Here is a 19,587-nt window from a genome sequence, read left to right on the forward strand (position 1 = left end):
TCAGTAGCGTGGGGCGTTCCGCGAACGCAGGGGGCGTGCGCCTCTGCGGTCGCGGGCGTTCCAGCACGGGCCGTGCCAGTGCCTGCGGTCGTCGACGGCGCCCGCCCGCGGCCAGGTGACGACGTGCGGCACGCCGGGCGGGATCTCCTGGTCGCAGCCGGGGCACCGGTAGTGCTTGGCCGCCGCGCCGCCCGTTATGGGCCGGACGACCCACTCCTCGCCCCGCCACAGATCGGTCCGCTCGATGCCGTGGTCGGCGCCGCGGGCGCCGGGCGGCGGCCCTGCGGCGCGTGGCCGGTTGCGACGGGGGGACACGGATACACCTCGGAGGTCCGACGGCAAGCTGTTTTTCGAGTCTACGCGTCGGCCCAACCCGGCCACCTGGCCGATCATCCGAAGAAATTGCCGCTGGCCCGTGCCTCCGGCACGTGTCCTGCGTTAGTGCCCACGAAAGAACGGGGCAGGCGCACTGCGACGACCACGGTGAGAGGGGCCACGGCAATGGGGCCGATGCGGATTGGGACATTTGTGCTGGCTGGTCAGTACCCGGGGCAGAGCGACCGCGAAGCACTGCAACGGGCGCTGCGGACCGCGGAGGTGGCCGACGAAGTCGGTCTCGACTCCGTCTGGCTGGCCGAGCACCACTTCGTTCCGTACGGCGTCATCCCGTCCGCGACCACCCTGGCCGGTCTCCTCCTCGGCCGCACCGGCCGCATCGGCATCGGCACGGCCATCAGCGTACTGACCACCGCGCACCCCGTCGCCCTGGGCGAGCAGGCCGCGCTGCTGCACATGGCCTCGGGCGGGCGCTTCACGCTCGGCGTCGGGCGCGGCGGGCCGTGGGTCGACCTGGAGGTGTTCGGCGGCGGCGTCGAGGCGCTGGAGAGCGGCTTTCCCGAGTCGCTCGACCTGCTGCTGCGCTGGCTGAACGAGCCGCGGGTCGGCGCGGAAGGCAACCGTTACCGCTTCCGCGAGGTGCCGGTGGTGCCCAGACCCGCGGACGCCCCGCCGGTGATCGTGGCCTGCACCTCACCCGCCACCGTCGAACTGGCCGCGCGGCACGGCCTGCCGATGCTGCTCGGCATGCACACCGGGGACGAGGAGAAGGCGGAGATGGTCGCGCTGTGGCGCAAGGCCGCCCGGAACGCGGGGCAGTGTCCGGACGCCGACCACGTGTCGGTCGGCGTGTGCCAGGTCGCGGACAGCCATACGGAGGCGGTCCAGGTGCTGCGCCGCGCGCTGCCCGGCTGGCTGCGCCGGGGCCTGACGGCCCACCGCACCGTGGACGACCGGCCGCGTTCGATGCGCGATCCCCTGGCGTACACGGAGCTGTTGTGCGAGCTGCACCCCGTGGGGCCGCCGCAGCTGTGCGCGGACCGGCTGACCGCGACATCGGAGCGGACGGGGATCACGCGCTTCGCGCTGCTGGCCGAGGGCTCGGGCGAGCTGGTGGCCACCGAGACGAATGTGCGGCGGATCGCGGAGGACGTGCTGCCGCTCCTGCCCAAGGCAGTGGCCGGAGCGGCGGCACGCCCGCGTACCGTCAGCAGTCGCGCAGTTCGGGCGACTGGTTGAGGATCTGACCCCGGATCGAGGTGAACCGGGTGAGGGGCGCGTCGGACGACGTGGAGGCGTCGAGCGGGAAGACTGCCACCCGGTGGCAGTTCTGGAACGCGAGCCGGACGCCGAAGTGCCTTTCCAGGGCGCCCCGGATGGCGTTGCTCGCCAGGGCGCGCAGCAGCTGCCCGCGGGCCTGTTCGTCCGGCGGCGGGGTGGTGTTGTCGGCGAAGGCGCCGCCGTCCACCTTGAGCCGGGCCACCAGGTTGCTGATCATGTCCCAGGCGTAGGGCAGGGACGTTCGGACGCAGTCGACGAACTCCGCTTCGTCGACATCGCCTCGCTCGGCCTGATCGAGCAGTGCCGGTGAGACGTCGAGCGACATGGGATTCTCCTCTCGCGACCCCTGGCCGGGGGGTCTGGCGGACGGGCCGGAGAGCACCGCTGCCGAGCAGGACGCCGCACGCGGCGGCACAATGCGAACGACGGTGACGCCCCCTTGGCACACGGTAAGCCGCCTGGCCCGTGCATGTCAGCGGAACGGGCACATATCTGGCCAATGCTCAATCCCGCCAATCCCGCGCATAACGCTGACCCCGTGACCTTCCGCCCGTTACTCCGCGAGCCGCGCCGCCGAGCCGCCGGACCGCCGCGCCGCCGGGCCGCCGTGGGACTTTCGTGCCATGGCGTTTCCTTCCGGGTGGCGTTTGCGCCGAACTCCCTTCAGTCCGGCCGATATGCACCTACTGTGACCGGCCTGTAGCTGGTGGGGACCCCGATCCGGAAGGTGTGCGCATGCCGGCAAGGAAACCGACCCGGGGGCGGGACAAGCCGTCGGCACGGCTCATGCTCGCCCAGGAGCTTGGCCGGCTGCGCCACGAGGCGGGCTGGTCGCTGCGCCGGCTCGCCGACAAGCTGGGCTGGGACCACACGCACCTGTACAAGCTGGAGAAGGGCGAGGGCCTCGGCGGGCCCGACGTCATCGCGGCCCTGGACTCCGCGTACGGGACCACGCCGCACCTGATGATGCTGTGGGAGCTGGCACGGGACGACGCCGCGCGGGAGAAGTACCGCGGCTATCTGCGCCTTGAGGCGCGGGCGCGCACGATCCACCAGTACGCGGTCGGCGTGGTGCCGCGGCTGCTCCAGACCGAGGAGTACGCGCGGGAGTTGCTGCGCATGGCGCACCCGCGCGAGGCGGACCTGGAGGCGCGGGTCAGGGCTCGGCTGGCACGGCAGCTCGTCCTCACCGCGGAGAACCCCACCGACTTCCGCGCCGTGCTCGACGAAGCGGTGCTGCGCCGCCCGCTGGCCGACCGGGGCGCGTGGCGGCGCCAGCTCGGCCACCTGGCGGAGATGGCCGCCCGGACGAACGTCACGCTGCACGTGCTGCCGTTCTCCGCCGGGCTGCACGGGCTGACGCACACGGAGATGGCCATGCTGTGGCTGCCCGCGGGGCGCACGGCGGTGTACACGGATTCGGGCTGCTCGGGCGAACTCATCCGCGAGCAGCGGGAGATCGAGCGCCTGCGGACGGTCTACGACCGGGTGCGCGACCTGGCGATGCCCCCGCCCGCCACCCTCGCGTTCCTGGAACGCCTGAGGGCGGACGTGCGCTGCGCGGGTCCCGTCTAGGCTGGCCTCATGCGTCTCGTCATCGCCCGCTGCTCGGTCGACTACGCCGGCCGGCTCACCGCCCATCTGCCCCTGGCACCACGGCTGATCCTCGTCAAGGCGGACCAGTCCGTCTCGGTACACGCCGACGACCGGGCCTACAAGCCCCTCAACTGGATGTCGCCGCCGTGCACGTTGAAGGAGAGCGAGGGAGAGGACGGCACCCCGGTCTGGACGGTGCAGAACAAGGGCGGCGAGAAGCTGATCATCACGATGGCCGAGGTCCTGCACGACTCCTCGCACGAGCTGGGCGTGGACCCGGGGCTGATCAAGGACGGCGTCGAGGCGCACCTCCAGGAGCTGCTGGCGGACCGCATGGAGACGCTGGGCGACGGCTGGTCGCTGATCCGGCGCGAGTACCCGACGGCGATCGGCCCCGTGGACATCCTGGGGCGGGACGCGGCGGGCGGGACCGTCGCGGTCGAGATCAAGCGGCGCGGCGAGATCGACGGCGTCGAGCAGCTGACCCGCTATCTGGAGCTGCTGAACCGCGATTCGCTGCTCGCCCCGGTGCAGGGCGTGTTCGCGGCCCAGGAGATCAAGCCGCAGGCCCGCACCCTGGCCACCGACCGCGGCATTCGCTGCGTCACGCTGGACTACGACGCGCTCCGCGGCGTCGAGGACGACAAGCTGCGCCTGTTCTGAGGCGCGGGCCGGACGGGCGGCGTCAGCCGACGCCGCCCACCGCCTCCGAGGCTGTCGGCGCCGGGTCGCCGGTGGAGGTCGGCGTCCCGCCGCCGCCCTCGGCGCCCTGGTCGGCGCCGCCTCCGGGGCCATCGGACGTGCCGTCCTCGGCACCGCCGTCACCGCCCTCCACAGCACCCCCCTCGTCCGTGCCGCCCCCGGGGCCATCGGACGTGCCGTCCTCGGCACCGCCGTCACCGCCCTCCACAGCACCCCCCTCGTCCGTGCCGCCCCCGGGGCCATCGGCCGCGCCCTCATCCGCGCCGCCGTCCTGTCCTCCCCCGTCGCCCGGAGGGGTGGGGTCCTCGGTGGGGGTGCCGCCCGGCGTGCCCGGGTCGCTCGGGGTGTCCTCTTCCGTGGGATCGGGCGCCGGCTCCTCGGCCACGGGCGGCGGCGGCGTGACGTCCTCAGCCGTGGGCGCCGACGGGGTCTCGGAGGGCGTCGGGCTCTCCTCGTCCTCCGGGGAACGACTCGCCGGCCGCTCCGACGGAGAGGTCTCCTCCTCGGTCGGGCCCTCGTCGTCGAGGCCGGCCGGTGTGGTGCGTTCGCCGTCCTCTGAACCGGATTCGCCGGAGCCGCCCGAGAGACCGAACGCCACGACCGTGCCGAGCACCGCGAGGAGCGCGGTGCCCGCCGCGGCGGCCACGGCGTTGCGGCGCGGGCCGGGGCCGCGGCGGGCGGGGCCCGCCGGCCGCGGGATGACCTGGGTGGCGGCCTCCGTCCCGCCGGGCGGACCCGGCGGCAGCCCCGCGGCCGGAACGGGCCGCGGCAGCGCGGCCGTCGGCACGCCGTCGGGCGGCGTCGTGGTGCGCCCCGAGCCCAGGTCGTCCACGAGCGCGAGCGCGCGGCGGCCGACGACGGTGCCCCCGGTGTCCGAGAGCACGCTGCGCAGCGCGGTCGACGCCTCCAGCTCGGTGCGGGCCTGGTCCAGCTGCCCCTGGATGACGGCGAGCACGCCGAGTTCGTGGTGGAAGTACGCCTGCTGCGCGACCTCCCCGGCCGCGCGGGCGGCCTCCTGGCCGCTGTGCAGGACCCGTTCCCACTGGCTCCAGCGCAGCGCGGCGCCCAGCCGCGGGGCCGCGGCGCGGGCCAGCGCGGCCACGGCCGCGTCGTGCCCGGCGCGCTGCGCCGCGTGAACGGCGGCGAGGAGCGCCTCCGTCTCCGCGGCGGCCTCCCGCGTGGTGGCGGACTCGCCGAGCCACCATGCGTAGTGCTGCGCGACGGCGAGCAGGCGGTCGGCCGACGCCTCGCCGTAGCCGGCCGCGAGCAGTTCCGCGTGGGTGCCGTGGGCGAGGCGGTGGCGGGTGCCGACTGCGGTGAGCAGGCCGTCGGTCACCAGCTCCGCGTGCTCGTCGGCGGCGGCGGGGAAGCCGGTGAGGGCGGGCAGCCGGGCGGGGCCTGGCACGTCGCCGCCGAGGGCGACGGCGTAGCGCAGGATCTCCTTCGCGCCCTGGGGCAGCGCCCGCGTGAGGGTGGGCACGAGGGTCGCGGCGTTGGGCAGCGGGACCGGCGTCCCCGGCGTGCGGCGCCGCAGCAGTGCCGCGGCCTGCACGAAGCGCAGCGGCAGCCCCTCCGTTTCGAACCACAGGTCGGCGGCCCAGTCGGTCTCGGCCTCGTCCAGGGGACGGCCGATGCCGAGTTCGAGCAGCTCGAGCGAGGCGGTGCGGCTGAGGCCGGCGAGGTCGACCTCCTCCAGGCGCGCCTCGCCGGCGGGCAGGGGCACGCCCGCCCCGGCGGCGATGAGGAACGCGCACTCCGGGGTCGCGTCCAGCAGGTCTTCGAGCGCGGCGCCGCCGGACTCGACGTCGTCGAGGACGACGACGGCGCCGATCTGCCGCAGTGCGGCGGCGAGTTCGGATGGGCCGGGGCGGTGGGCGGGGGTGTGGTGCACGGCGGCGTACAGCTCGTGCATCAGGTCGGCCGTGGTACGCCGGTAGCCGCTCAGCCGGATGACGCCGTCGGGAGCCAGCCCCGCGCAGTCCCGCGCGACGGCGTCGAGCAGCGCGGTGCGGCCGCCGCCGGCCGGGCCCGACAGGTGGACGGACCGGCCGCGGGCCAGGAGGCGGTAGAGCCGGTGCCGTTCCTCGTCGCGTTCGAGCAGGGGCGCGGCCTGCGCCGCGCCGTCCGCGCCGCCGCCGTCCGCGGGCGCGCGCCGGGGCACGATGGGGCGGCGGCCCGGTGGGCAGGACTCGATCTCGCTGCCGTCCACGGGGTTGATGGTGAGCAGAAAGTCACCCGCGACCAGCTCGACGGTCCGCGCCGAACCGTCGTCGGCTCCCCCTGCGGGGTGCGTGAGGTCCATGGTCAGTGTCTTCCGGGAGCGGTGCGGCCAGGCCGCCTGTGGGGCCAACGCTACCGTTGTGTTCCGTGTGCCTCATGGCCGGTGCCGTGCAACCCGTCGGCAGATTCCGGGGATTACGGGGCAATCGTGAGGATTCGGTGGAGCCGGGTGGCCACCAGTACGCGCTGCACGTGCGGCGGCACGTCGCGCAGCACCAGGCGTCTGCCGCACCGGCCCGCCCGCCGGTGCACGCCCATGATGACGCCGAGGCCCGTGGCATCGCAGGAGTCGAGGTGCTTCAGGTCGAGCACCAGGTCTCCCTGCCCCGCGTCAACGGCGCGGTGGAGCGCCATTCTGGCATCTGCCGCGCTGCGCACGTCCAGACGGCCGCCGACGACCAGCTCCGCGTGGTCGCCCTTGATCTGCATATACGCTCCCCGCTCCCCTGGGACGTGGCCGGTTGGTGACAGATGTCAACCAATGTCAATGACTGATAAATGTGACAGCTTCCTGAGCCAGGAGTTGCTGTCTGTGTTCAAACCGATACCGAAATCACCCGTGGAGGTGATCGAGTCGTGATCGGCGGGGTGTCCGGCGGGCTCAGTGGCGGTAGAAACCCCGCCCGCTCTTGCGGCCGATGTCCCCCGCGTCGACCATGCGGCGCATCAGCTCGGGAGCGACGAACTTGCCGTCCTGCGTTTCGGTGTGGATGTTCTGCGCGGCGTGCAGCAGGACGTCGACGCCGGTGAGGTCGGCGGTCTCCAGCGGCCCCATGGCATGCCCGAAGCCCAGGCGGCAGGCCGCGTCGATGTCCTCCGCGGTGGCCACGCCCGACTCGTACAGCCGGACCGCCTCCATCAGCAGGGCGGAGATCAGACGGGTCGTCACGAAACCGGCCACGTCCCGTTCGACCACGATGCACGTCTTGCCGGTGGACTCGGCGAACTCCCTGGCGGTGGCCAGGGTTGCGTCACTGGTCCGGTGGCCGCGGACCAGTTCGCACAGCGCCATCAGGGGCACCGGCGAGAAGAAGTGCGTGCCGATCACGCGCTCGGGGTGTGCGGTGGCGGCGGCGAGTTTGGTGATGGGGATGGCGGAGGTGTTGGAGGCCAGCACCGTGTGCTCCCCCACCAGGCCGTCGAGGGTCCGCAGCAGGTCCTGCTTGACGTCGAGCCGCTCGAAGACGGCCTCCACGACGATGTCCGCGTCGGCCGCGGCGTCCAGGTCCGTGGTCGTGGCGATCCGCGCGAGGGCGGCCCGGGCCTCGTCCTCCGACACCTTGTCCTTGGCCACGAACCTCGCGAGGGAGGTCTCGATACCGCTCCTGGCACGGGCGAGCGCGGCGTCGGTGACGTCCCGCAGGGTCACGTCCCACCCCGCCGCGGCGGCGACCTGGGCGATGCCTGACCCCATGAGTCCTGCCCCGATGACGGCGAGCTTCCTGGCCACGTTGATCTCCTTTGATGCGTGCCCGGCCGGGAACCTCAGACCCTAGCGAGAGCGGGGCGTTCGTGGGCGCAGAAGAGACGCGCGTCACGATGTGACCCCCGCCCCACGGCGCGCGGTGACTGGTCGCCGCGCGCCGGAGCGCCAACGCCTCGCGCGCTCCGCCGCGTTGACGGGTCGTGCGTGGGGCGCCCGGACCCGGTGGCACTCTGGAACACACGACGGACGAGGGGCGGGCGGCGGACCGATGGTGAACGAGACGGATGCGGTCCGGCGGGCCGCCGCGCTGCGGCACGCTTTCGCGTTCGATCCCCGGCACGGATACGACCTGCCGGCGCTGCGCGCGGTCGGGGCGCCGGCGGCGCCGGACGGGTTCGACGCCTTCTGGCGTGCGCGGCACGCGGCGGCGCGCGCGGTCGAGGCCGCGCCGGTCGTGGGCCCGCGCGAACGCCGGGCGGCTGGCTTCGACGTGCACCCCGTCCGTTACACCTCGGTCGGCGGCCGGCGCATCGGGGGCTGGCTGACGCTGCCCTCCGACGGCCGCGTGACCCGCGGCTGCGTGGCCGCGCACGGCTATGGCGGGCTCGCGGCGCCCGAGCCCGCGCTGCCGCCGCCCGGCGCGGCGACGATCTGGCCCTGCCTGCGCGGCCTCGGCACGCGCAGCCGCTTCCCCGACGTTCCCGAGGCGCCGGACGCGCACGTGCTGCACGGGATCGAGGGGCGGGAGACCTACGTGCACGGGGCGTGCGCCGCCGACGTGTGGTGCGCGGCCTCCGCCCTGCTGGCGCTGTTCCCGGCCGCCGCCGGGCGGCTGGACTTCGTCGGCGTCAGCTTCGGCGGCGGCATCGGGGCGCTCGCGCTGCCCTGGGACGAACGGTTCCACGGGGCCGCGTTGACGGTGCCGAGCTTCGGCAACCACCCACTGCGGCTGACGCTGCCGTGCACCGGCAGCGGTGAGGCGGTGCGCGCCCGGTACGCGCGCGACCCGGCGGTGGCCGGGGTGCTGCGGTACTTCGACGCCGCCGTGGCGGCCTCGCGGATCGCGGTGCCGGTGCTGGTGGCGGCGGCACTGTTCGACCCGGCGGTGCCGCCGCCCGGCCAGTTCGCGGTGCACAACGCGCTGGGCGGCCCCGCGGAGCTGTTCGTGCTGACGGCCGGTCACTTCGACTATCCGGCGCTCGACGCGGAGACGGCGGCGCTGCGCGCGGCGCGGCTCCGCTTTCTCGGCGGCGGGGACGCGCGCCCTCAGCCGGCGACGGGGCGGCGGGCGTAGTCGCGGACCTCGGGGCTCAGCAGGGTTTCGGCGAGGGCGAGCTTCTCCAGCATCAGCCGGGCGGTCTCCTCAACGGACCACGCGTCGAGCGCGCACTGGCCCGCGGTGCGGTACACGGCGCCCTGAACGGCCATCAGCTGGCCGGCGATGAACTCGGCGCGGTGGTCGCCCGCGGGGTCGCCCGCCTCCTCGGCGAGGGTTTCCGCGAGCCGCTGCTGCGTCCGGTACATCATGTGGATCAGCCGGGCCGTGAGCGTCGGCGCGCTGAAGGCGACGCTCACGAAACGTTCGTATCCCTCGCCGAGCCCGGCCCAGGGCTGCCGCTCCTCGATGTCGGTGCGCAGGCCGCGCAGCACCGCCTCGGGGGCGGACTCCCCAGGGGCCCTGGACCTGACGCGCTCCGAGGGCCGTTCGACGACCTCTTCCTCGCGGTCGAGGAAGAGGTCCTCCTTGGCCGGGAAGTAGTTGTACACGGTGTTCACCGAGACGTCGGCGGCCTCCGCGACCTCGGCGACGGTGACCGCGTCGAAGCCGCGTTCGAGGAAGAGGCCGGTCGCGACATCGGAGATGTGGGTCCTCGTCTGCTGTTTCTTGCGTTCCCTCAGCCCGGCCATGCCGTCATGGTAGCGATCCTTGACCAAATGCAAACTTGGAGGCATTGCAAGTTTGCAGTCACTCTGCTTTTCTGGGGCCATGGCACCGGCACCGATCCTGACCACGCACGACCTCGCCCGCACCTTCGAGACCAAACACGGCACGGTCGAGGCCGTCCGCGGCATCGACATGCACGTCGAACGCGGCGAGATCCTGGGCTTCCTCGGCCCCAACGGGGCGGGCAAGAGCACCACGCTGAAGATGCTCACCACCCTGCTCGCGCCCACCCGCGGCCGGGCGTCCGTCGACGGGCTCGACCTCGCCCGCGAGCCGGCGGCCGTGCGCCGCCGCATCGGCTACGTGGCCCAGACCAGCGGCACCGATCCGAACGAGACGGTCCACGGCGAGCTGGTCTTCCAGGGCCGCCTCTACGGGCTGGCCAGGGCCGAGGCCACCGCACGCGCCGAGGAGGTGGCCGACGGCCTCGGCCTCGGCGCGCTGCGGAGCCGCACGTGCGCCCAGCTGTCCGGCGGCCAGAAACGCCGCCTGGACATCGCGCTCGCTCTCGTCCACCGGCCCGCCCTGCTGTTCCTCGACGAGCCGACCACCGGCCTCGACCCCGGCAGCCGCGCCGACCTGTGGGACCTGATCCGGCACGTCCGCGGCGAGCGCGGCACCACCGTCTTCCTCACCACGCACTACCTGGACGAGGCCGACGCGCTCGCCGACCGGCTGGTCGTCGTCGACGGCGGCCGCGTCGTCGCGGAGGGCACCCCGCACGACCTCAAAACCACCCACGGCGGCTCGCCCGAGGCCACCCTCCAGGACACGTTCATCGCCATCACGGGCCGCGGCCCCCGCCGGGACGAGCCCGCGCCCGTCGCCGTCTGACGCCCCGGACGACCGGACGGCACCACCGGCACCACCGGCACCACCGGCACCACCGAGGGGAGACCAACTCCGCCATGCCCACCGTGCTCACCGACACCCTGCTCGTCCTCGACCGCTACCTCCGGCAGACCCTGCGCTCCCGGATCGCCCTGGTCTTCGGCCTGATGCAGCCCGCGCTGTTCCTCGTCCTCTTCGGCCCGCTGCTGCGGGACGTGCCGCTGGGCGAGGGCGACTCCTGGCAGATACTGGTCCCGGGCCTGCTCGTTCAACTCGGCCTGTTCAGCGCCGCGTTCGCCGGCATCGGCATCATCATCGAGAAGCAGCTCGGCATCGTCGAACGCATGCGGGTCACCCCCGTCAGCCGCCTCGCCCTGCTCCTCGGCCGGGTGCTGCGCGACACCGTCGTCCTGCTGACCCAGTCCCTGGTACTGGTGCTCCTCGGCACCGCCCTCGGCCTGCGCGCGCCGGTGCCGGGCGTGCTGATCGGCTTCCTGGTGGTCGCCGGCCTCGGCATCTCGCTGGCCTCGCTGTCCTACGCGTTCGCGATGCGCGTCAACAGCGCCCAGGAGTTCGCGCCCGCCATCAACGCGGTCAACCTGCCCGCCATGCTGCTCTCCGGCATCCTGCTGCCCATGAGCCTCGCGCCCGGCTGGCTCGACGCCCTCTCGCGCGCCGTCCCGTTCCGCTACCTCGTGGAAGGCGTGCGGGCCGCGTTCCTCGGCGACTACGGGAGCACGCTGCTCATCGGCCTGCTGGTCACCGCCGGGCTGATGGCGCTCTCCCTGGCGCTGGGCAGCCGGCTGTTCTCGAGGGCCGGTGCCTGACAGCCTCTAAGCTCACCGCATGGTCAACCTCACGCGGATCTACACCCGTACCGGAGACACCGGTACGACGGCGCTCGGCGACATGAGCCGCACGGCCAAGACCGACCTGCGGATCGCCGCCTACGCCGATACGAACGAGGCCAACGCCGTCATCGGCACGGCGCTGGCCCTCGGCCGGCTCCCCGACGAGGTCAGCACCGTGCTGATCCGGGTACAGAACGACCTGTTCGACGTCGGGGCCGACCTCGCCACGCCCGTGGTGCCCGACCCCGAACATCCGCCACTGCGCGTTCTGCAGACCTACATCGACCGGCTGGAAGCCGACTGCGACCGCTTTCTGGCCGATCTCGAAAAGCTCCGCAGCTTCATCCTGCCCGGCGGCACCCCGGGGGCGGCCCTTCTGCACCAGGCGTGCACCGTGGTCCGCCGGGCGGAACGCGCCACCTGGGCGGCACTCGAAGAGCACGGCAACACGATGAACCAACTCACCGCCACGTACCTCAACCGCCTGTCCGACCTGCTGTTCATCCTGGCCAGGACGGCCAACAAGGAGGTCGGGGACGTACTGTGGGTCCCCGGCGAGAACCGCTAGGCGCGACGACCTGGGCGGGCCCCCGCGCCCCCGGGCGCGCGTCGGCGCGGCTCAGCCGTGTTCGACCGCGCGCCCCGGGTCGCGCTCCGGCGCCGGGGCTTTTTTCGGCCACAGCGTGTAGCTCAGCGCGATCAGCGCATGAATGCCGAGGGCCCGCAGCGCCGTGCCCTGCCAGGTGCGCAGCGGATCGGTGCGGTCCCCGTCGTCGATCGCCCAGATCATGCCCTGGAGCACCGCCAGCCCGATCAGCACGCCGACCAGCGTCATCGTCCAGAGCCGCCACTCGTGCCTGGCCCGCGCCATCCCGTGGCGCGGCGGCTTCGCCGGCCGCGGCGCCCCGCCGAAACGATGCGCCGCATGCCCGTCCGCCCAGCGGACCACGTAGTGCCCGTAGGCGACGGTGAACCCGAGGTACAGGGCGGCCAGGCCGTGCGCGGCCGAGGGATCGGCGCCGCGCCGCAGGTCGATCGCCGTCGCGGTCAGCAGCAGCACGTCGATCAGCGGCACACACAGCAGCAGCGCCCCGCCGAGCCGCGGCCTGCGCAGCAGATAGCGAACGGCGAGGCCGCCGCCGAGCACGACCCAGAAGCCGATCTCGGCGGCAACGATCAGAGTGACGATCACAGCGGGCTCCTCCCCGAGGTTCGCTCGTAAGGCTCGCGCGCCCCGCGCCCCGTTCCATCGCCCCCCGCGACGATTCGCCGCGCGGCGACTGCATCGTTCGATGTACGCCGCCCGACGGTGCCCGCCCCGCGCCCCCACGTGCTGTGATGGAGCCATGCTCAGCCCGCCCCGCCCGCACCGCGACGACGTGCTGATCGCGGTGGCGGGCCTGGCCGGCGGGCTGGTCGCCATCGCCTTCGGCCTCTACACCTTCCGCGTCAACGACCCGCACGGCCCCGAGGTCATGGCCGGGCTGATCGTGACGTGCGCCGCCGAGCTGCTGCGGCGCGTCGCGCCCGGGCGCGCACTGGCGCTCGGCGGCGCGGGGGTGGTCATCGACCTGCTGACGGGCGGGCTGCTCGCGGTCATCGTCATGTTCAGCGACCTCGTGTACGCGGCGGCGCTCTACGGCAGGGCCCGCCTCGCCCGGTCCGTCGTCACGGGCAGCGTCGTTCTCACCGTGGCCATCACCGTCGGCACCCTCGCCTGGCTGCGCGAACCCGAGGTACTGCTGCTCGGCGCGGTGTCCGCCGGCCTCACCGTCGCCCCGGCCTGGACCGGCCTGATCATCCGCAGTCACCGCGACGCCGCGGCCGCGGAACGGCTGCGCGCCGAACAGACCGCGCTGCTCGCCGAGATGGACCGGGTCCAGGCCGTGGCCGCGGAACGTTCCCGGATGGCCCGCGAGCTGCACGACCGCGTCGCCAACCACCTGTCGGCCATCGCGATCCACTCCACCGCCGCGCTCTCGCTGGGCGAGCCCGCCGCCACCCGCGAGGCCCTGTCGGTGATCAGGGAGAACAGCACCCAGGGCCTGACCGAGATGCGCCGCCTGATCGGGCTGCTGCGCGAGGCGGGCGGCGGCCAGGCCGTCGAGGCGTCGCCGAGCCTCGACGGCCTCGACGCGCTGCTGCGCGACGCCGCCAGGAACGGGGCGGCCGGCGGGCTTCGCTTCAGCCGCCGCGACGAACGGCCGCCGGACGCGGCCAGGCCGCCCGCGCCGGTCGAGCTCGCCGCGTACCGGATCGTCCAGGAGTCGCTGACCAACGCGGTCAAGCACGCCGCGCCCGGCGAGGTCACGGTGACCCTCCGGCAGGACGCACAGGCCCTGCGGATCACCGTCACCAGCCCGTTCCACGAACGGACCCCCACCCGCGCCCCCGGCTCCCGGGCCGGCCTGGTCGGCATGCGGGAACGGGTGGACCTGCTCGGCGGCACCTTCGGGGCCGGGCCCGCCGCCCCCGCGTCCTGGCGGGTCGAGGCCGCACTTCCGCTCCGGGAAAGGACCCCGCAGTCATGACCATCCGGGTGCTCGTCGCCGAGGACCAGGCCGCCGTCCGTCAAGGGCTCGTGCTCATCCTGCGCAGCGCGCCCGGCATCGAGGTGGCGGGCGAGGCCGCCGACGGCGAGGAGGCCGTTCGGCTCGCCCGCGAACTCCGCCCCGATCTGGTGCTGATGGACCTCTCGATGCCGCGCCTCGACGGCGTCTCCGCCACCGGCAGGATCACCGGCGAGGGGCTCGCGGAGGTCCTGGTGCTGACGACGTTCGACTTCGACGAGTACGTCTTCGGCGCACTGCGCGCCGGGGCCGGCGGCTTCCTGCTGAAGGACAGCGACGCCGCCGCCCTGATCGACGCCGTGCGCACCGTCGCCGCGGGCGAAGGACTGATCGCCCCGGCCGTGACCCGCCGCCTCCTCACCGAGTTCGCCCGCAGCAGGCCCGCCCCGCCGCGGCCCCCCGCCGCGGACCCGGCACGACTGTCCGGCCTCACCCCGCGCGAACGCGAGGTGCTCGGCCGGGTCGGCGAGGGGCTGTCCAACGCCGAGATCGCCGACCGCCTCGCGATGGCGGAGGCCACGGTGAAGACGCACGTCAGCCGCATCCTCGGCAAGCTCGGCCTGCGCAGCCGCGTCCAGGCCGCCGTGCTCGCGCAGGAGTTCGGCCTCAGCCGCGAGCCCTGACCCGACGTCGGCACAGCGGCCGTTCCCGAATGGTCGTCTCCAGCGGGTGCCCGGCGCACGGTCGGCGAAGACTGGGGCCATGTCAGACGCAGCCGAGAAGTCATCCCGAGTCCGCGGCCCGGTCGGGGCGGCCCGCCGGGCCAGCCGCCGGCTCGCCCGCCTCACGGGACACGCGGTGGACGGGGTGTCCGCGGTGACCCGCGCGGAACACGGGTGGCACGTCAACGTGGATGTCGTCGAAGTGCCCCGCATCCCCGACACCACCAGCCTGATGGCCACCTACGAGGTGCAACTCGACGAGGAAGGCCGCCTGCTGGAGTACCGCAGAGTGCGCCGCTACCGGCGCTGCGCCACCGTCGACTGACGCCACGGCGCCCGCCGGACGAAGGAGAAGCGCCTCATGACCGTCACCCCCACTTACCGCGACGACGTGGCCTGTGTGCCGAGGGCCGGAACGCTCTACGACGTCGTCGACATCATCCTCGACCGCGGCATGGTGATCGACATCTTCGTCCGGGTCTCCCTGGTCGGCATCGAGATCCTGAAGATCGACGTCCGCGTCGTGATCGCCAGCATCGACACGTACCTGCGCTTCGCCGAGGTCTGCGACAGCCTCTGCTCAGAGGAGGACCCGCACAGCCGCCGCCTGGGCGACCTCATCAGCGGCGGCGGGCCGGCCAAGGCGGCGGTGGGCGGCAGCCTCAAGAAGGCCACGCAGAGCGTCGGCCGCAAGGCGAAGAACGTGCTGACCGGCGACGACGGCGACGGTACGGACGACGACGGTCGCGCGAACGACCGCGCCGGGCACCGGTCCGGCGGCGGGGCCGGCGGGGGCGGCGGCAAGGGCGGGAAGCGGCACGGCGGCTCCGCGCGCCGCCGCGGGGACGAGGGCTGAGGCGTGCTGACCGACCACCCCGTCTACGTCTACGGCGTGATCCGCGCCGACCACCCGTTCCCCGCCGGGTGCACCGGGATCGGTGCGCCGCCGGCCCCGGCGCGCACGCTGCGCGCCGGGGCGCTCGCGGCCGTGGTGAGCGCCGCGCCGGACGAACTCCTCGCCCGCCGCCGCGACCTGCTGGCGCACCAGAACCTGCTGCTCGCGCTCGCCGAGGACGGCCCGGTGCTGCCGATGCGGTTCGGCGTGGTGGCGCCGGAGGAGTCCGCCGTCGCCGACCAGCTCACCCGTTCCGAGGCCCGTTATCTCGACACGCTCGCCCGCCTCGCGGGCCGCCTGGAGATGAACCTCAAGGTGTTCCCCGCCGAGGAGGCACTCCCCGAGCTGCTCCGCGCCGACCCCGCGCTCCGCGGGCTGCGCGAGGCGGCCAGGCGCCGGCCCGGCTACGAGGCGAGCCTGCGCCTCGGCGAGGCGGTGGCCGGTGCCCTGACCGCCGCCGCCACGCGCGCCGCCGGCCTGGTGACCCGGCGGGTGGCGCCGTTCGCCGAGGCGGCGGTGCCCGGCCCCGAGGTGCCGGGCTGCGTGCGGAACACCTCGTTCCTCGTGCCCCGCGGCGCACTTGACGCGTTCAGGGCCGCGGCCTCGGCCGGTATGGAACCCGCCGCACGCGCCGATGTGCGGCTGACCGGACCGCTGCCGTGCTTCAGCTTCGTGCCCGCCGATGGCCGGGCGGCCACCACCGCGGCGGGGAGGGCGTGACGTGGGACTGCTGTCCGGGCTGCTCCTGCTGCCCCTGGCCCCCGCCCGCGGCGCGGGCTGGCTCGCGGAGCGCGTCGCCGACGCCGCGGAACGCGAGGCGGCCGACCCGACGCCGGTGCGCACCCGCCTCGCGGCGCTGCACCGTGCGCTCGCCGACGGCGAGATCGGCCTCGACGCGTTCGAGGCCGAGGAGGAACGCCTGCTGCGCCTGCTCCAGCCGGACCCACCGAACGGCCCACCGAACGGCCCACCGAACGGAAGTAGCTGATGAACGAAGCAAGCAAGGCCGCCTTCGCCGCGGGCATCGCCGGCGGCTACCTGATGGGCCGCAGGAAACGGGCGAAGATCGCGTTCGCCGTGGCGACGTACGTCGTCGGCCGCCGCTTCCCGCTCGGCCCGCGGAAGCTGGCCGGCGAGGGCGTGCGCAAGCTACGCGAACACCCGCAGTTCTCCGAGGTCGGCGGCCGCCTCGGCAACCGGCTCGCGGAAGCCGGCCGGACGGTCGCCTCCGGCGCGGTCGGCCGCCGCATCGAGTCGCTCACCGAGGCGGTGGAGGGGCGCGTACAGGCGCTCAACGAGCCGGAGAACGCCGGACCCGAGTCCGCGTCCGAGTCCGAGTCCGGGGACGAGGCGGGGCGGCCGGCGAAGAAGAACGGGAAGGCGGAACGCTCCGCCGTCGGGGCCGAGCGGGAGTGAAGGGCATGGAGAAGAAGACGCAGTCCGGGTCCGACGGCCTGGCCGGGGGCCTGGAACGGCTCGGGACGGCCCTCATCGGCCTCGTCGAGGCCCAGGCCAAGCGCCTCGCGGACACCGCCGGGCAGAAGATCACCGACCTCGCCGGGCGCGTCGGGGAGTCGGCCGCGCCCGCCGCCGCGGTGCCGAAGGCCGGGGCGGCGCTGGCCGGGCAGGGCGCCAAGCAGGCCAAGGACCACGCCGTGGGCACGGCCAAGAAGGCCGTCGGCAAGGGTGGCGAAGATTCCGACGACGGCGGGGACGCGGGCGGCGGAGGCGGAGGCGGCGGCAAGAGCCCCGACGCCAAGGTCACCAGCATCATCGAGACGATCGACGTCGGCGTTCCGCTGCGCGACTGCTACAACCACTGGACCAGCTACGACAACTTCAGCGACTTCATGAAAGGCGTGCAGAGCGTCGACCGCTCCGACGATACGACGAGCGAGTGGAAGCTGAAGATCGGCCCGTCCAACCGCTCCTGGAAGGCGACCGTCCAGGAGCAGATCCCGGACCAGCGCATCGAGTGGCGTTCCGAGGGCGGCAAGGGCAGCACCCGCGGCGTCGTCACGTTCCACGAGGTGGCCCGCAATCTCACCCGCATCGTCGTGGTCGTCGAGTACTACCCGGCCGGATTCTTCGAGAAGACCGCCAATCTCTGGCGTGCGCAGGGCCGTCGGCTGCGTCTGGACCTCAAGCAGTTCCAGCGGTACGTGACGCTGGTCGCCGAGGAGACGCCCCCCGGCTGGCGCGGCGAGGTGCGGGACGGCGAAGTGGTGCGCGGCCCCGACGAGGAGGAGAACGGGAACGGGGACGACGACGAGGATCTGGACGACGAAGACGAAGACGAAGACGACGAGGACGAGGACGAGGACGAGGACGACGACGAGGAGCGTGACGAACGGTGAGCGGCGCGCTCGAACCCCTGACGGCCTGCGAGCCGATCGACCCGTGCCCGCCCCGGGCGGCAAACCTCGCCGACATCCTGGAGCGGGTGCTCGACAAGGGCATCGTCATCGCCGGAGACATCAAGATCAATCTGCTCGACATCGAGCTGCTGACGATCCGCCTGCGACTGTTCATCTCCTCCGTCGACACCGCCAAGAAGGCGGGCATCGACTGGTGGGAGTCCGAACCCGCCCTGTCCTCGCGCGCCGCGCGGGACGCGCTCGCCGAGGAGAACGCCCGGCTGCGGGAGCGCCTCACGGCCCTGGAGGACCGTTCGCGGGAACGGGCGGAGGACCGGTGAACGGCGGCGCCGTCCGCGTGTTCGCCGTCTGCGGCGGGGCGGCCACCCCGGCCCTCGCGGGTCTGCGCGGGCACGCCGAGGGAACGGCCGTCCGCTGCCTGCGAGTCGGCGCGCTCGCCGCCGTCGTCCAGGACGTGCCCGCCGCGCAGTTCACGGCCGAGGCGCTGCGCACGCACCTGTCCGACCGGGCCACGCTGGAACGGTATGCCCGCGCCCACCACGAGGTGGTGGCCGCCGTGGCCGCGGCGGGGCCCGCCGTTCCCGTTCCGCTGACCACGCTGTACGCGGACGAGGCACGGGCGCGGGCGGCCATCGCCCGCGAGAGCGCCCGGTTCCTCACGGTCCTCGACCGGGTGCGGGGCCGGGCCGAGTGGGGCGTGAAGGTGTTCGCGGCCGGCCCCGTGCCCGGCCCCGACGGCATGCCGGGCGCACCGCCGCGGTCCGGACGCGCCTACCTCGACCGGCTCAGGGACCGGCAGCGCGGCCGCGAGGCGCACCGGGATGCGGTCCGGGCGGCCGTCGACCGCATCGATGCCACGCTGCGTGCGACGTCCGCCGCGGCCAGGCGGCTGCGCACGCACGGCACCGACCTCACCGGCGAGGCGCAGCCGCAGGTACTGAACGCGGCCTACCTGGTCGACGCGGCCCGGTGCGACGAGCTGACCAGGGCCGTCGCGGCACTGCGCACCGACCCGGAGTTCGGCCCGCTGGTGCGCATCGAGACCACGGGCCCGTGGGCCCCGTACTCGTTCGCCGACGAGGCCGAAGAGACGGACGAGGCCGAAGAGACCGACCGGGGCGGGGTCGATGACGATGACGCGTGAACCGGTGCCGTGGCAAGGTGCGGAGAGTGCCGCCGGGCCGCTCGGGGTGCCGTTGGTCGATCTGTTGGACCGGGTGCTCGCCACCGGCGTCGTGATCAGCGGTGATCTCGTCATCGCCATCGCCGAGGTGCCGCTGGTCCGGCTCTCGCTGCACGCGCTGCTGTCCTCGGTCAGCGACCGCGTGCCCGCCCCCTGGGGCGATGGCGGTCCGCTGTGACGGCCCCCGCCCGCGTCAACCTCGACGCCGACACGGTGGGCAGGGATCTGGCCGCGCTGGTGCTGACGGTGGTGGAGCTGCTGCGCCAGCTGACCGAGCGGCAGGCGCTGCGCCGCGTTGACGCCGGGGAGCTGACGGACGAGCAAGTGGAGCGGGTGGGCACGACGCTGATGCTCCTCGACGAGCGGATGGTGCAGCTCAGGGAGCACTTCGGGCTCGGGCCCGAGGACCTCAACCTCGATCTGGGCCCGCTGGGTTCCCTGCTGCCGCGCGACTGACACCCGGCCGGCGCGCGCCGGGAACGGAGGCGGAACACCCGCCCGGCGTACGCCCGTCGCGGGTCAAGGACCACCACGACACCTTTGGTACAGACCTATTGACCTGTGGTCCAGACCTCTCTACGCTCACGGCATCTGCGGTGAGCACGCCATGACAATCAACAGCGGGCTCCTGGGGCGGCGCAGATCCTTCGT

At 73.8% G+C, this 19,587-nt stretch carries 26 protein-coding genes; 19 read left to right on the top strand and 7 right to left on the bottom strand.

Features of this window, described 5'->3' with window-relative positions; genetic code table 11:
• Nucleotides 1-315: an ATP/GTP-binding protein gene (locus RM779_RS01640; protein ID WP_311614978.1), complete on the bottom strand. Its 315-nt coding sequence runs from the start codon at nt 313-315 to the stop codon at nt 1-3.
• Between the two features lie 195 nt (nt 316-510).
• On the opposite strand from RM779_RS01640, the gene RM779_RS01645 reads away from it, so the two are divergent.
• Complete coding sequence (locus RM779_RS01645) at nt 511-1,575, top strand: LLM class flavin-dependent oxidoreductase (RefSeq protein WP_311614980.1); 1,065 nt, start codon at nt 511-513, stop codon at nt 1,573-1,575.
• On the opposite strand, the gene RM779_RS01650 is transcribed toward RM779_RS01645, so the two are convergent.
• Nucleotides 1,544-1,942, bottom strand: a complete 399-nt coding sequence (locus RM779_RS01650; protein WP_077058787.1) for an SCO5389 family protein — start codon at nt 1,940-1,942, stop codon at nt 1,544-1,546. The genes RM779_RS01645 and RM779_RS01650 overlap by 32 nt on opposite strands.
• A gap of 410 nt (nt 1,943-2,352) precedes the next feature.
• Here RM779_RS01650 and RM779_RS01655 point away from each other — a divergent pair, with 410 nt between their 5' ends.
• Both RM779_RS01655 and nucS read left to right on the top strand, forming a co-directional pair.
• Nucleotides 2,353-3,192, top strand: a complete 840-nt coding sequence (locus tag RM779_RS01655; protein WP_311614983.1) for a helix-turn-helix domain-containing protein — start codon at nt 2,353-2,355, stop codon at nt 3,190-3,192.
• A 9-nt stretch (nt 3,193-3,201) separates the two neighbouring features.
• A complete protein-coding gene (gene nucS, locus RM779_RS01660) occupies nt 3,202-3,876 on the top strand; it encodes an endonuclease NucS (protein WP_077058788.1) in 675 nt (224 codons plus the stop codon).
• A gap of 22 nt (nt 3,877-3,898) precedes the next feature.
• On the opposite strand, the gene RM779_RS01665 is transcribed toward nucS, so the two are convergent.
• The 3 genes from RM779_RS01665 to RM779_RS01675 form a co-directional block, all read right to left on the bottom strand.
• Nucleotides 3,899-6,217 (bottom strand): serine/threonine-protein kinase, encoded by a 2,319-nt coding sequence (locus RM779_RS01665; protein ID WP_311614986.1) that lies wholly within the window; start codon nt 6,215-6,217, stop codon nt 3,899-3,901.
• A gap of 113 nt (nt 6,218-6,330) precedes the next feature.
• Nucleotides 6,331-6,624 carry an STAS domain-containing protein gene (locus tag RM779_RS01670; protein ID WP_077058790.1) on the bottom strand — a complete coding sequence of 98 codons (294 nt, stop codon included), beginning with the start codon at nt 6,622-6,624 and terminating at the stop codon, nt 6,331-6,333.
• A 172-nt stretch (nt 6,625-6,796) separates the two neighbouring features.
• Nucleotides 6,797-7,645: a 3-hydroxyacyl-CoA dehydrogenase family protein gene (locus RM779_RS01675; RefSeq protein ID WP_311614988.1), complete on the bottom strand. Its 849-nt coding sequence runs from the start codon at nt 7,643-7,645 to the stop codon at nt 6,797-6,799.
• A gap of 244 nt (nt 7,646-7,889) precedes the next feature.
• On the opposite strand from RM779_RS01675, the gene RM779_RS01680 reads away from it, so the two are divergent.
• Complete coding sequence (locus tag RM779_RS01680; RefSeq protein ID WP_311614990.1) at nt 7,890-8,915, top strand: acetylxylan esterase; 1,026 nt, start codon at nt 7,890-7,892, stop codon at nt 8,913-8,915.
• On the opposite strand, the gene RM779_RS01685 is transcribed toward RM779_RS01680, so the two are convergent.
• Nucleotides 8,888-9,529, bottom strand: a complete 642-nt coding sequence (locus RM779_RS01685; RefSeq protein ID WP_311614992.1) for a TetR/AcrR family transcriptional regulator — start codon at nt 9,527-9,529, stop codon at nt 8,888-8,890. The genes RM779_RS01680 and RM779_RS01685 overlap by 28 nt on opposite strands.
• 79 nt (nt 9,530-9,608) lie before the next feature.
• Here RM779_RS01685 and RM779_RS01690 point away from each other — a divergent pair, with 79 nt between their 5' ends.
• From RM779_RS01690 to RM779_RS01700, 3 genes are all read left to right on the top strand, one after another.
• Nucleotides 9,609-10,400 (top strand): ABC transporter ATP-binding protein, encoded by a 792-nt coding sequence (locus tag RM779_RS01690; RefSeq protein WP_311614994.1) that lies wholly within the window; start codon nt 9,609-9,611, stop codon nt 10,398-10,400.
• 74 nt (nt 10,401-10,474) lie between these two features.
• Nucleotides 10,475-11,224 carry an ABC transporter permease gene (locus RM779_RS01695; protein WP_311614996.1) on the top strand — a complete coding sequence of 250 codons (750 nt, stop codon included), beginning with the start codon at nt 10,475-10,477 and terminating at the stop codon, nt 11,222-11,224.
• A gap of 19 nt (nt 11,225-11,243) precedes the next feature.
• Nucleotides 11,244-11,816, top strand: coding sequence for a cob(I)yrinic acid a,c-diamide adenosyltransferase (locus tag RM779_RS01700; RefSeq protein ID WP_311614998.1), 573 nt, complete (start codon nt 11,244-11,246; stop codon nt 11,814-11,816).
• A gap of 51 nt (nt 11,817-11,867) precedes the next feature.
• Here RM779_RS01700 and RM779_RS01705 read toward each other — a convergent pair whose 3' ends face one another.
• Nucleotides 11,868-12,440, bottom strand: a complete 573-nt coding sequence (locus tag RM779_RS01705; protein ID WP_311615000.1) for a hypothetical protein — start codon at nt 12,438-12,440, stop codon at nt 11,868-11,870.
• A 154-nt stretch (nt 12,441-12,594) separates the two neighbouring features.
• Here RM779_RS01705 and RM779_RS01710 point away from each other — a divergent pair, with 154 nt between their 5' ends.
• The 12 genes from RM779_RS01710 to RM779_RS01765 all read left to right on the top strand — a co-directional run bounded on the left by RM779_RS01710 (nt 12,595) and on the right by RM779_RS01765 (nt 19,392).
• Nucleotides 12,595-13,779 (top strand): sensor histidine kinase, encoded by a 1,185-nt coding sequence (locus RM779_RS01710; RefSeq protein ID WP_311615002.1) that lies wholly within the window; start codon nt 12,595-12,597, stop codon nt 13,777-13,779.
• Nucleotides 13,776-14,441 carry a response regulator transcription factor gene (locus RM779_RS01715; protein WP_311615003.1) on the top strand — a complete coding sequence of 222 codons (666 nt, stop codon included), beginning with the start codon at nt 13,776-13,778 and terminating at the stop codon, nt 14,439-14,441. Before RM779_RS01710 ends, RM779_RS01715 begins: the two co-directional genes overlap by 4 nt.
• Nucleotides 14,442-14,520: 79 nt before the next feature.
• Nucleotides 14,521-14,805 carry a gas vesicle protein GvpO gene (gene gvpO / locus RM779_RS01720; protein ID WP_311615005.1) on the top strand — a complete coding sequence of 95 codons (285 nt, stop codon included), beginning with the start codon at nt 14,521-14,523 and terminating at the stop codon, nt 14,803-14,805.
• Between the two features lie 36 nt (nt 14,806-14,841).
• A complete protein-coding gene (gene gvpJ, locus RM779_RS01725) occupies nt 14,842-15,336 on the top strand; it encodes a gas vesicle protein GvpJ (RefSeq protein ID WP_311615007.1) in 495 nt (164 codons plus the stop codon).
• Between the two features lie 3 nt (nt 15,337-15,339).
• Nucleotides 15,340-16,095 (top strand): GvpL/GvpF family gas vesicle protein, encoded by a 756-nt coding sequence (locus RM779_RS01730; RefSeq protein ID WP_311615009.1) that lies wholly within the window; start codon nt 15,340-15,342, stop codon nt 16,093-16,095.
• Nucleotide 16,096: 1 nt separating this feature from the next.
• Entirely contained in the window at nt 16,097-16,363 is a 267-nt protein-coding gene (locus RM779_RS01735; RefSeq protein WP_311615011.1) for a gas vesicle protein GvpG, read from the top strand.
• The gene (locus RM779_RS01740; RefSeq protein WP_311615013.1) at nt 16,363-16,791 is read left to right on the top strand and encodes a hypothetical protein; all 429 of its coding nucleotides are present in this window, start codon (nt 16,363-16,365) and stop codon (nt 16,789-16,791) included. The genes RM779_RS01735 and RM779_RS01740 overlap by 1 nt, the downstream gene beginning before the upstream one ends.
• Before the next feature lie 5 nt (nt 16,792-16,796).
• Nucleotides 16,797-17,732 carry an SRPBCC family protein gene (locus RM779_RS01745; protein ID WP_311615015.1) on the top strand — a complete coding sequence of 312 codons (936 nt, stop codon included), beginning with the start codon at nt 16,797-16,799 and terminating at the stop codon, nt 17,730-17,732.
• Nucleotides 17,733-17,749: 17 nt separating this feature from the next.
• The gene (locus RM779_RS01750) at nt 17,750-18,073 is read left to right on the top strand and encodes a gas vesicle protein (protein ID WP_311615454.1); all 324 of its coding nucleotides are present in this window, start codon (nt 17,750-17,752) and stop codon (nt 18,071-18,073) included.
• Complete coding sequence (locus RM779_RS01755; RefSeq protein WP_311615017.1) at nt 18,070-18,897, top strand: GvpL/GvpF family gas vesicle protein; 828 nt, start codon at nt 18,070-18,072, stop codon at nt 18,895-18,897. The genes RM779_RS01750 and RM779_RS01755 overlap by 4 nt, the downstream gene beginning before the upstream one ends.
• Entirely contained in the window at nt 18,887-19,114 is a 228-nt protein-coding gene (locus tag RM779_RS01760) for a gas vesicle protein (RefSeq protein WP_311615019.1), read from the top strand. Before RM779_RS01755 ends, RM779_RS01760 begins: the two co-directional genes overlap by 11 nt.
• The gene (locus RM779_RS01765) at nt 19,111-19,392 is read left to right on the top strand and encodes a gas vesicle protein K (RefSeq protein ID WP_311615021.1); all 282 of its coding nucleotides are present in this window, start codon (nt 19,111-19,113) and stop codon (nt 19,390-19,392) included. The genes RM779_RS01760 and RM779_RS01765 overlap by 4 nt, the downstream gene beginning before the upstream one ends.
• Nucleotides 19,393-19,587: the final 195 nt, after the last annotated feature.

This window comes from Streptomyces johnsoniae (assembly GCF_031845565.1).
Taxonomy (GTDB): Bacteria; Actinomycetota; Actinomycetes; order Streptomycetales; family Streptomycetaceae; genus Streptomyces; species Streptomyces johnsoniae.

Bases quoted from the DNA above. Each gene is read 5' to 3' on its own strand.
- RM779_RS01645 (WP_311614980.1), top strand. From the start codon at position 511: ATGCGGATTGGGACATTTGTGCTGGCTGGTCAGTACCCGGGGCAGAGC.
- RM779_RS01655 (WP_311614983.1), top strand. From the start codon at position 2,353: ATGCCGGCAAGGAAACCGACCCGGGGGCGGGACAAGCCGTCGGCACGG.
- RM779_RS01745 (WP_311615015.1), top strand. From the start codon at position 16,797: ATGGAGAAGAAGACGCAGTCCGGGTCCGACGGCCTGGCCGGGGGCCTG.
- RM779_RS01695 (WP_311614996.1), top strand. From the start codon at position 10,475: ATGCCCACCGTGCTCACCGACACCCTGCTCGTCCTCGACCGCTACCTC.
- RM779_RS01685 (WP_311614992.1), bottom strand. From the start codon at position 9,529: ATGGCCGGGCTGAGGGAACGCAAGAAACAGCAGACGAGGACCCACATC.
- RM779_RS01760 (WP_311615019.1), top strand. From the start codon at position 18,887: ATGACGCGTGAACCGGTGCCGTGGCAAGGTGCGGAGAGTGCCGCCGGG.
- RM779_RS01650 (WP_077058787.1), bottom strand. From the start codon at position 1,942: ATGTCGCTCGACGTCTCACCGGCACTGCTCGATCAGGCCGAGCGAGGC.
- RM779_RS01740 (WP_311615013.1), top strand. From the start codon at position 16,363: ATGAACGAAGCAAGCAAGGCCGCCTTCGCCGCGGGCATCGCCGGCGGC.
- RM779_RS01665 (WP_311614986.1), bottom strand. From the start codon at position 6,217: ATGGACCTCACGCACCCCGCAGGGGGAGCCGACGACGGTTCGGCGCGG.
- RM779_RS01680 (WP_311614990.1), top strand. From the start codon at position 7,890: ATGGTGAACGAGACGGATGCGGTCCGGCGGGCCGCCGCGCTGCGGCAC.
- gvpO (WP_311615005.1), top strand. From the start codon at position 14,521: ATGTCAGACGCAGCCGAGAAGTCATCCCGAGTCCGCGGCCCGGTCGGG.
- RM779_RS01700 (WP_311614998.1), top strand. From the start codon at position 11,244: ATGGTCAACCTCACGCGGATCTACACCCGTACCGGAGACACCGGTACG.
- gvpJ (WP_311615007.1), top strand. From the start codon at position 14,842: ATGACCGTCACCCCCACTTACCGCGACGACGTGGCCTGTGTGCCGAGG.
- RM779_RS01710 (WP_311615002.1), top strand. From the start codon at position 12,595: ATGCTCAGCCCGCCCCGCCCGCACCGCGACGACGTGCTGATCGCGGTG.
- RM779_RS01690 (WP_311614994.1), top strand. From the start codon at position 9,609: ATGGCACCGGCACCGATCCTGACCACGCACGACCTCGCCCGCACCTTC.
- RM779_RS01670 (WP_077058790.1), bottom strand. From the start codon at position 6,624: ATGCAGATCAAGGGCGACCACGCGGAGCTGGTCGTCGGCGGCCGTCTG.
- nucS (WP_077058788.1), top strand. From the start codon at position 3,202: ATGCGTCTCGTCATCGCCCGCTGCTCGGTCGACTACGCCGGCCGGCTC.
- RM779_RS01715 (WP_311615003.1), top strand. From the start codon at position 13,776: ATGACCATCCGGGTGCTCGTCGCCGAGGACCAGGCCGCCGTCCGTCAA.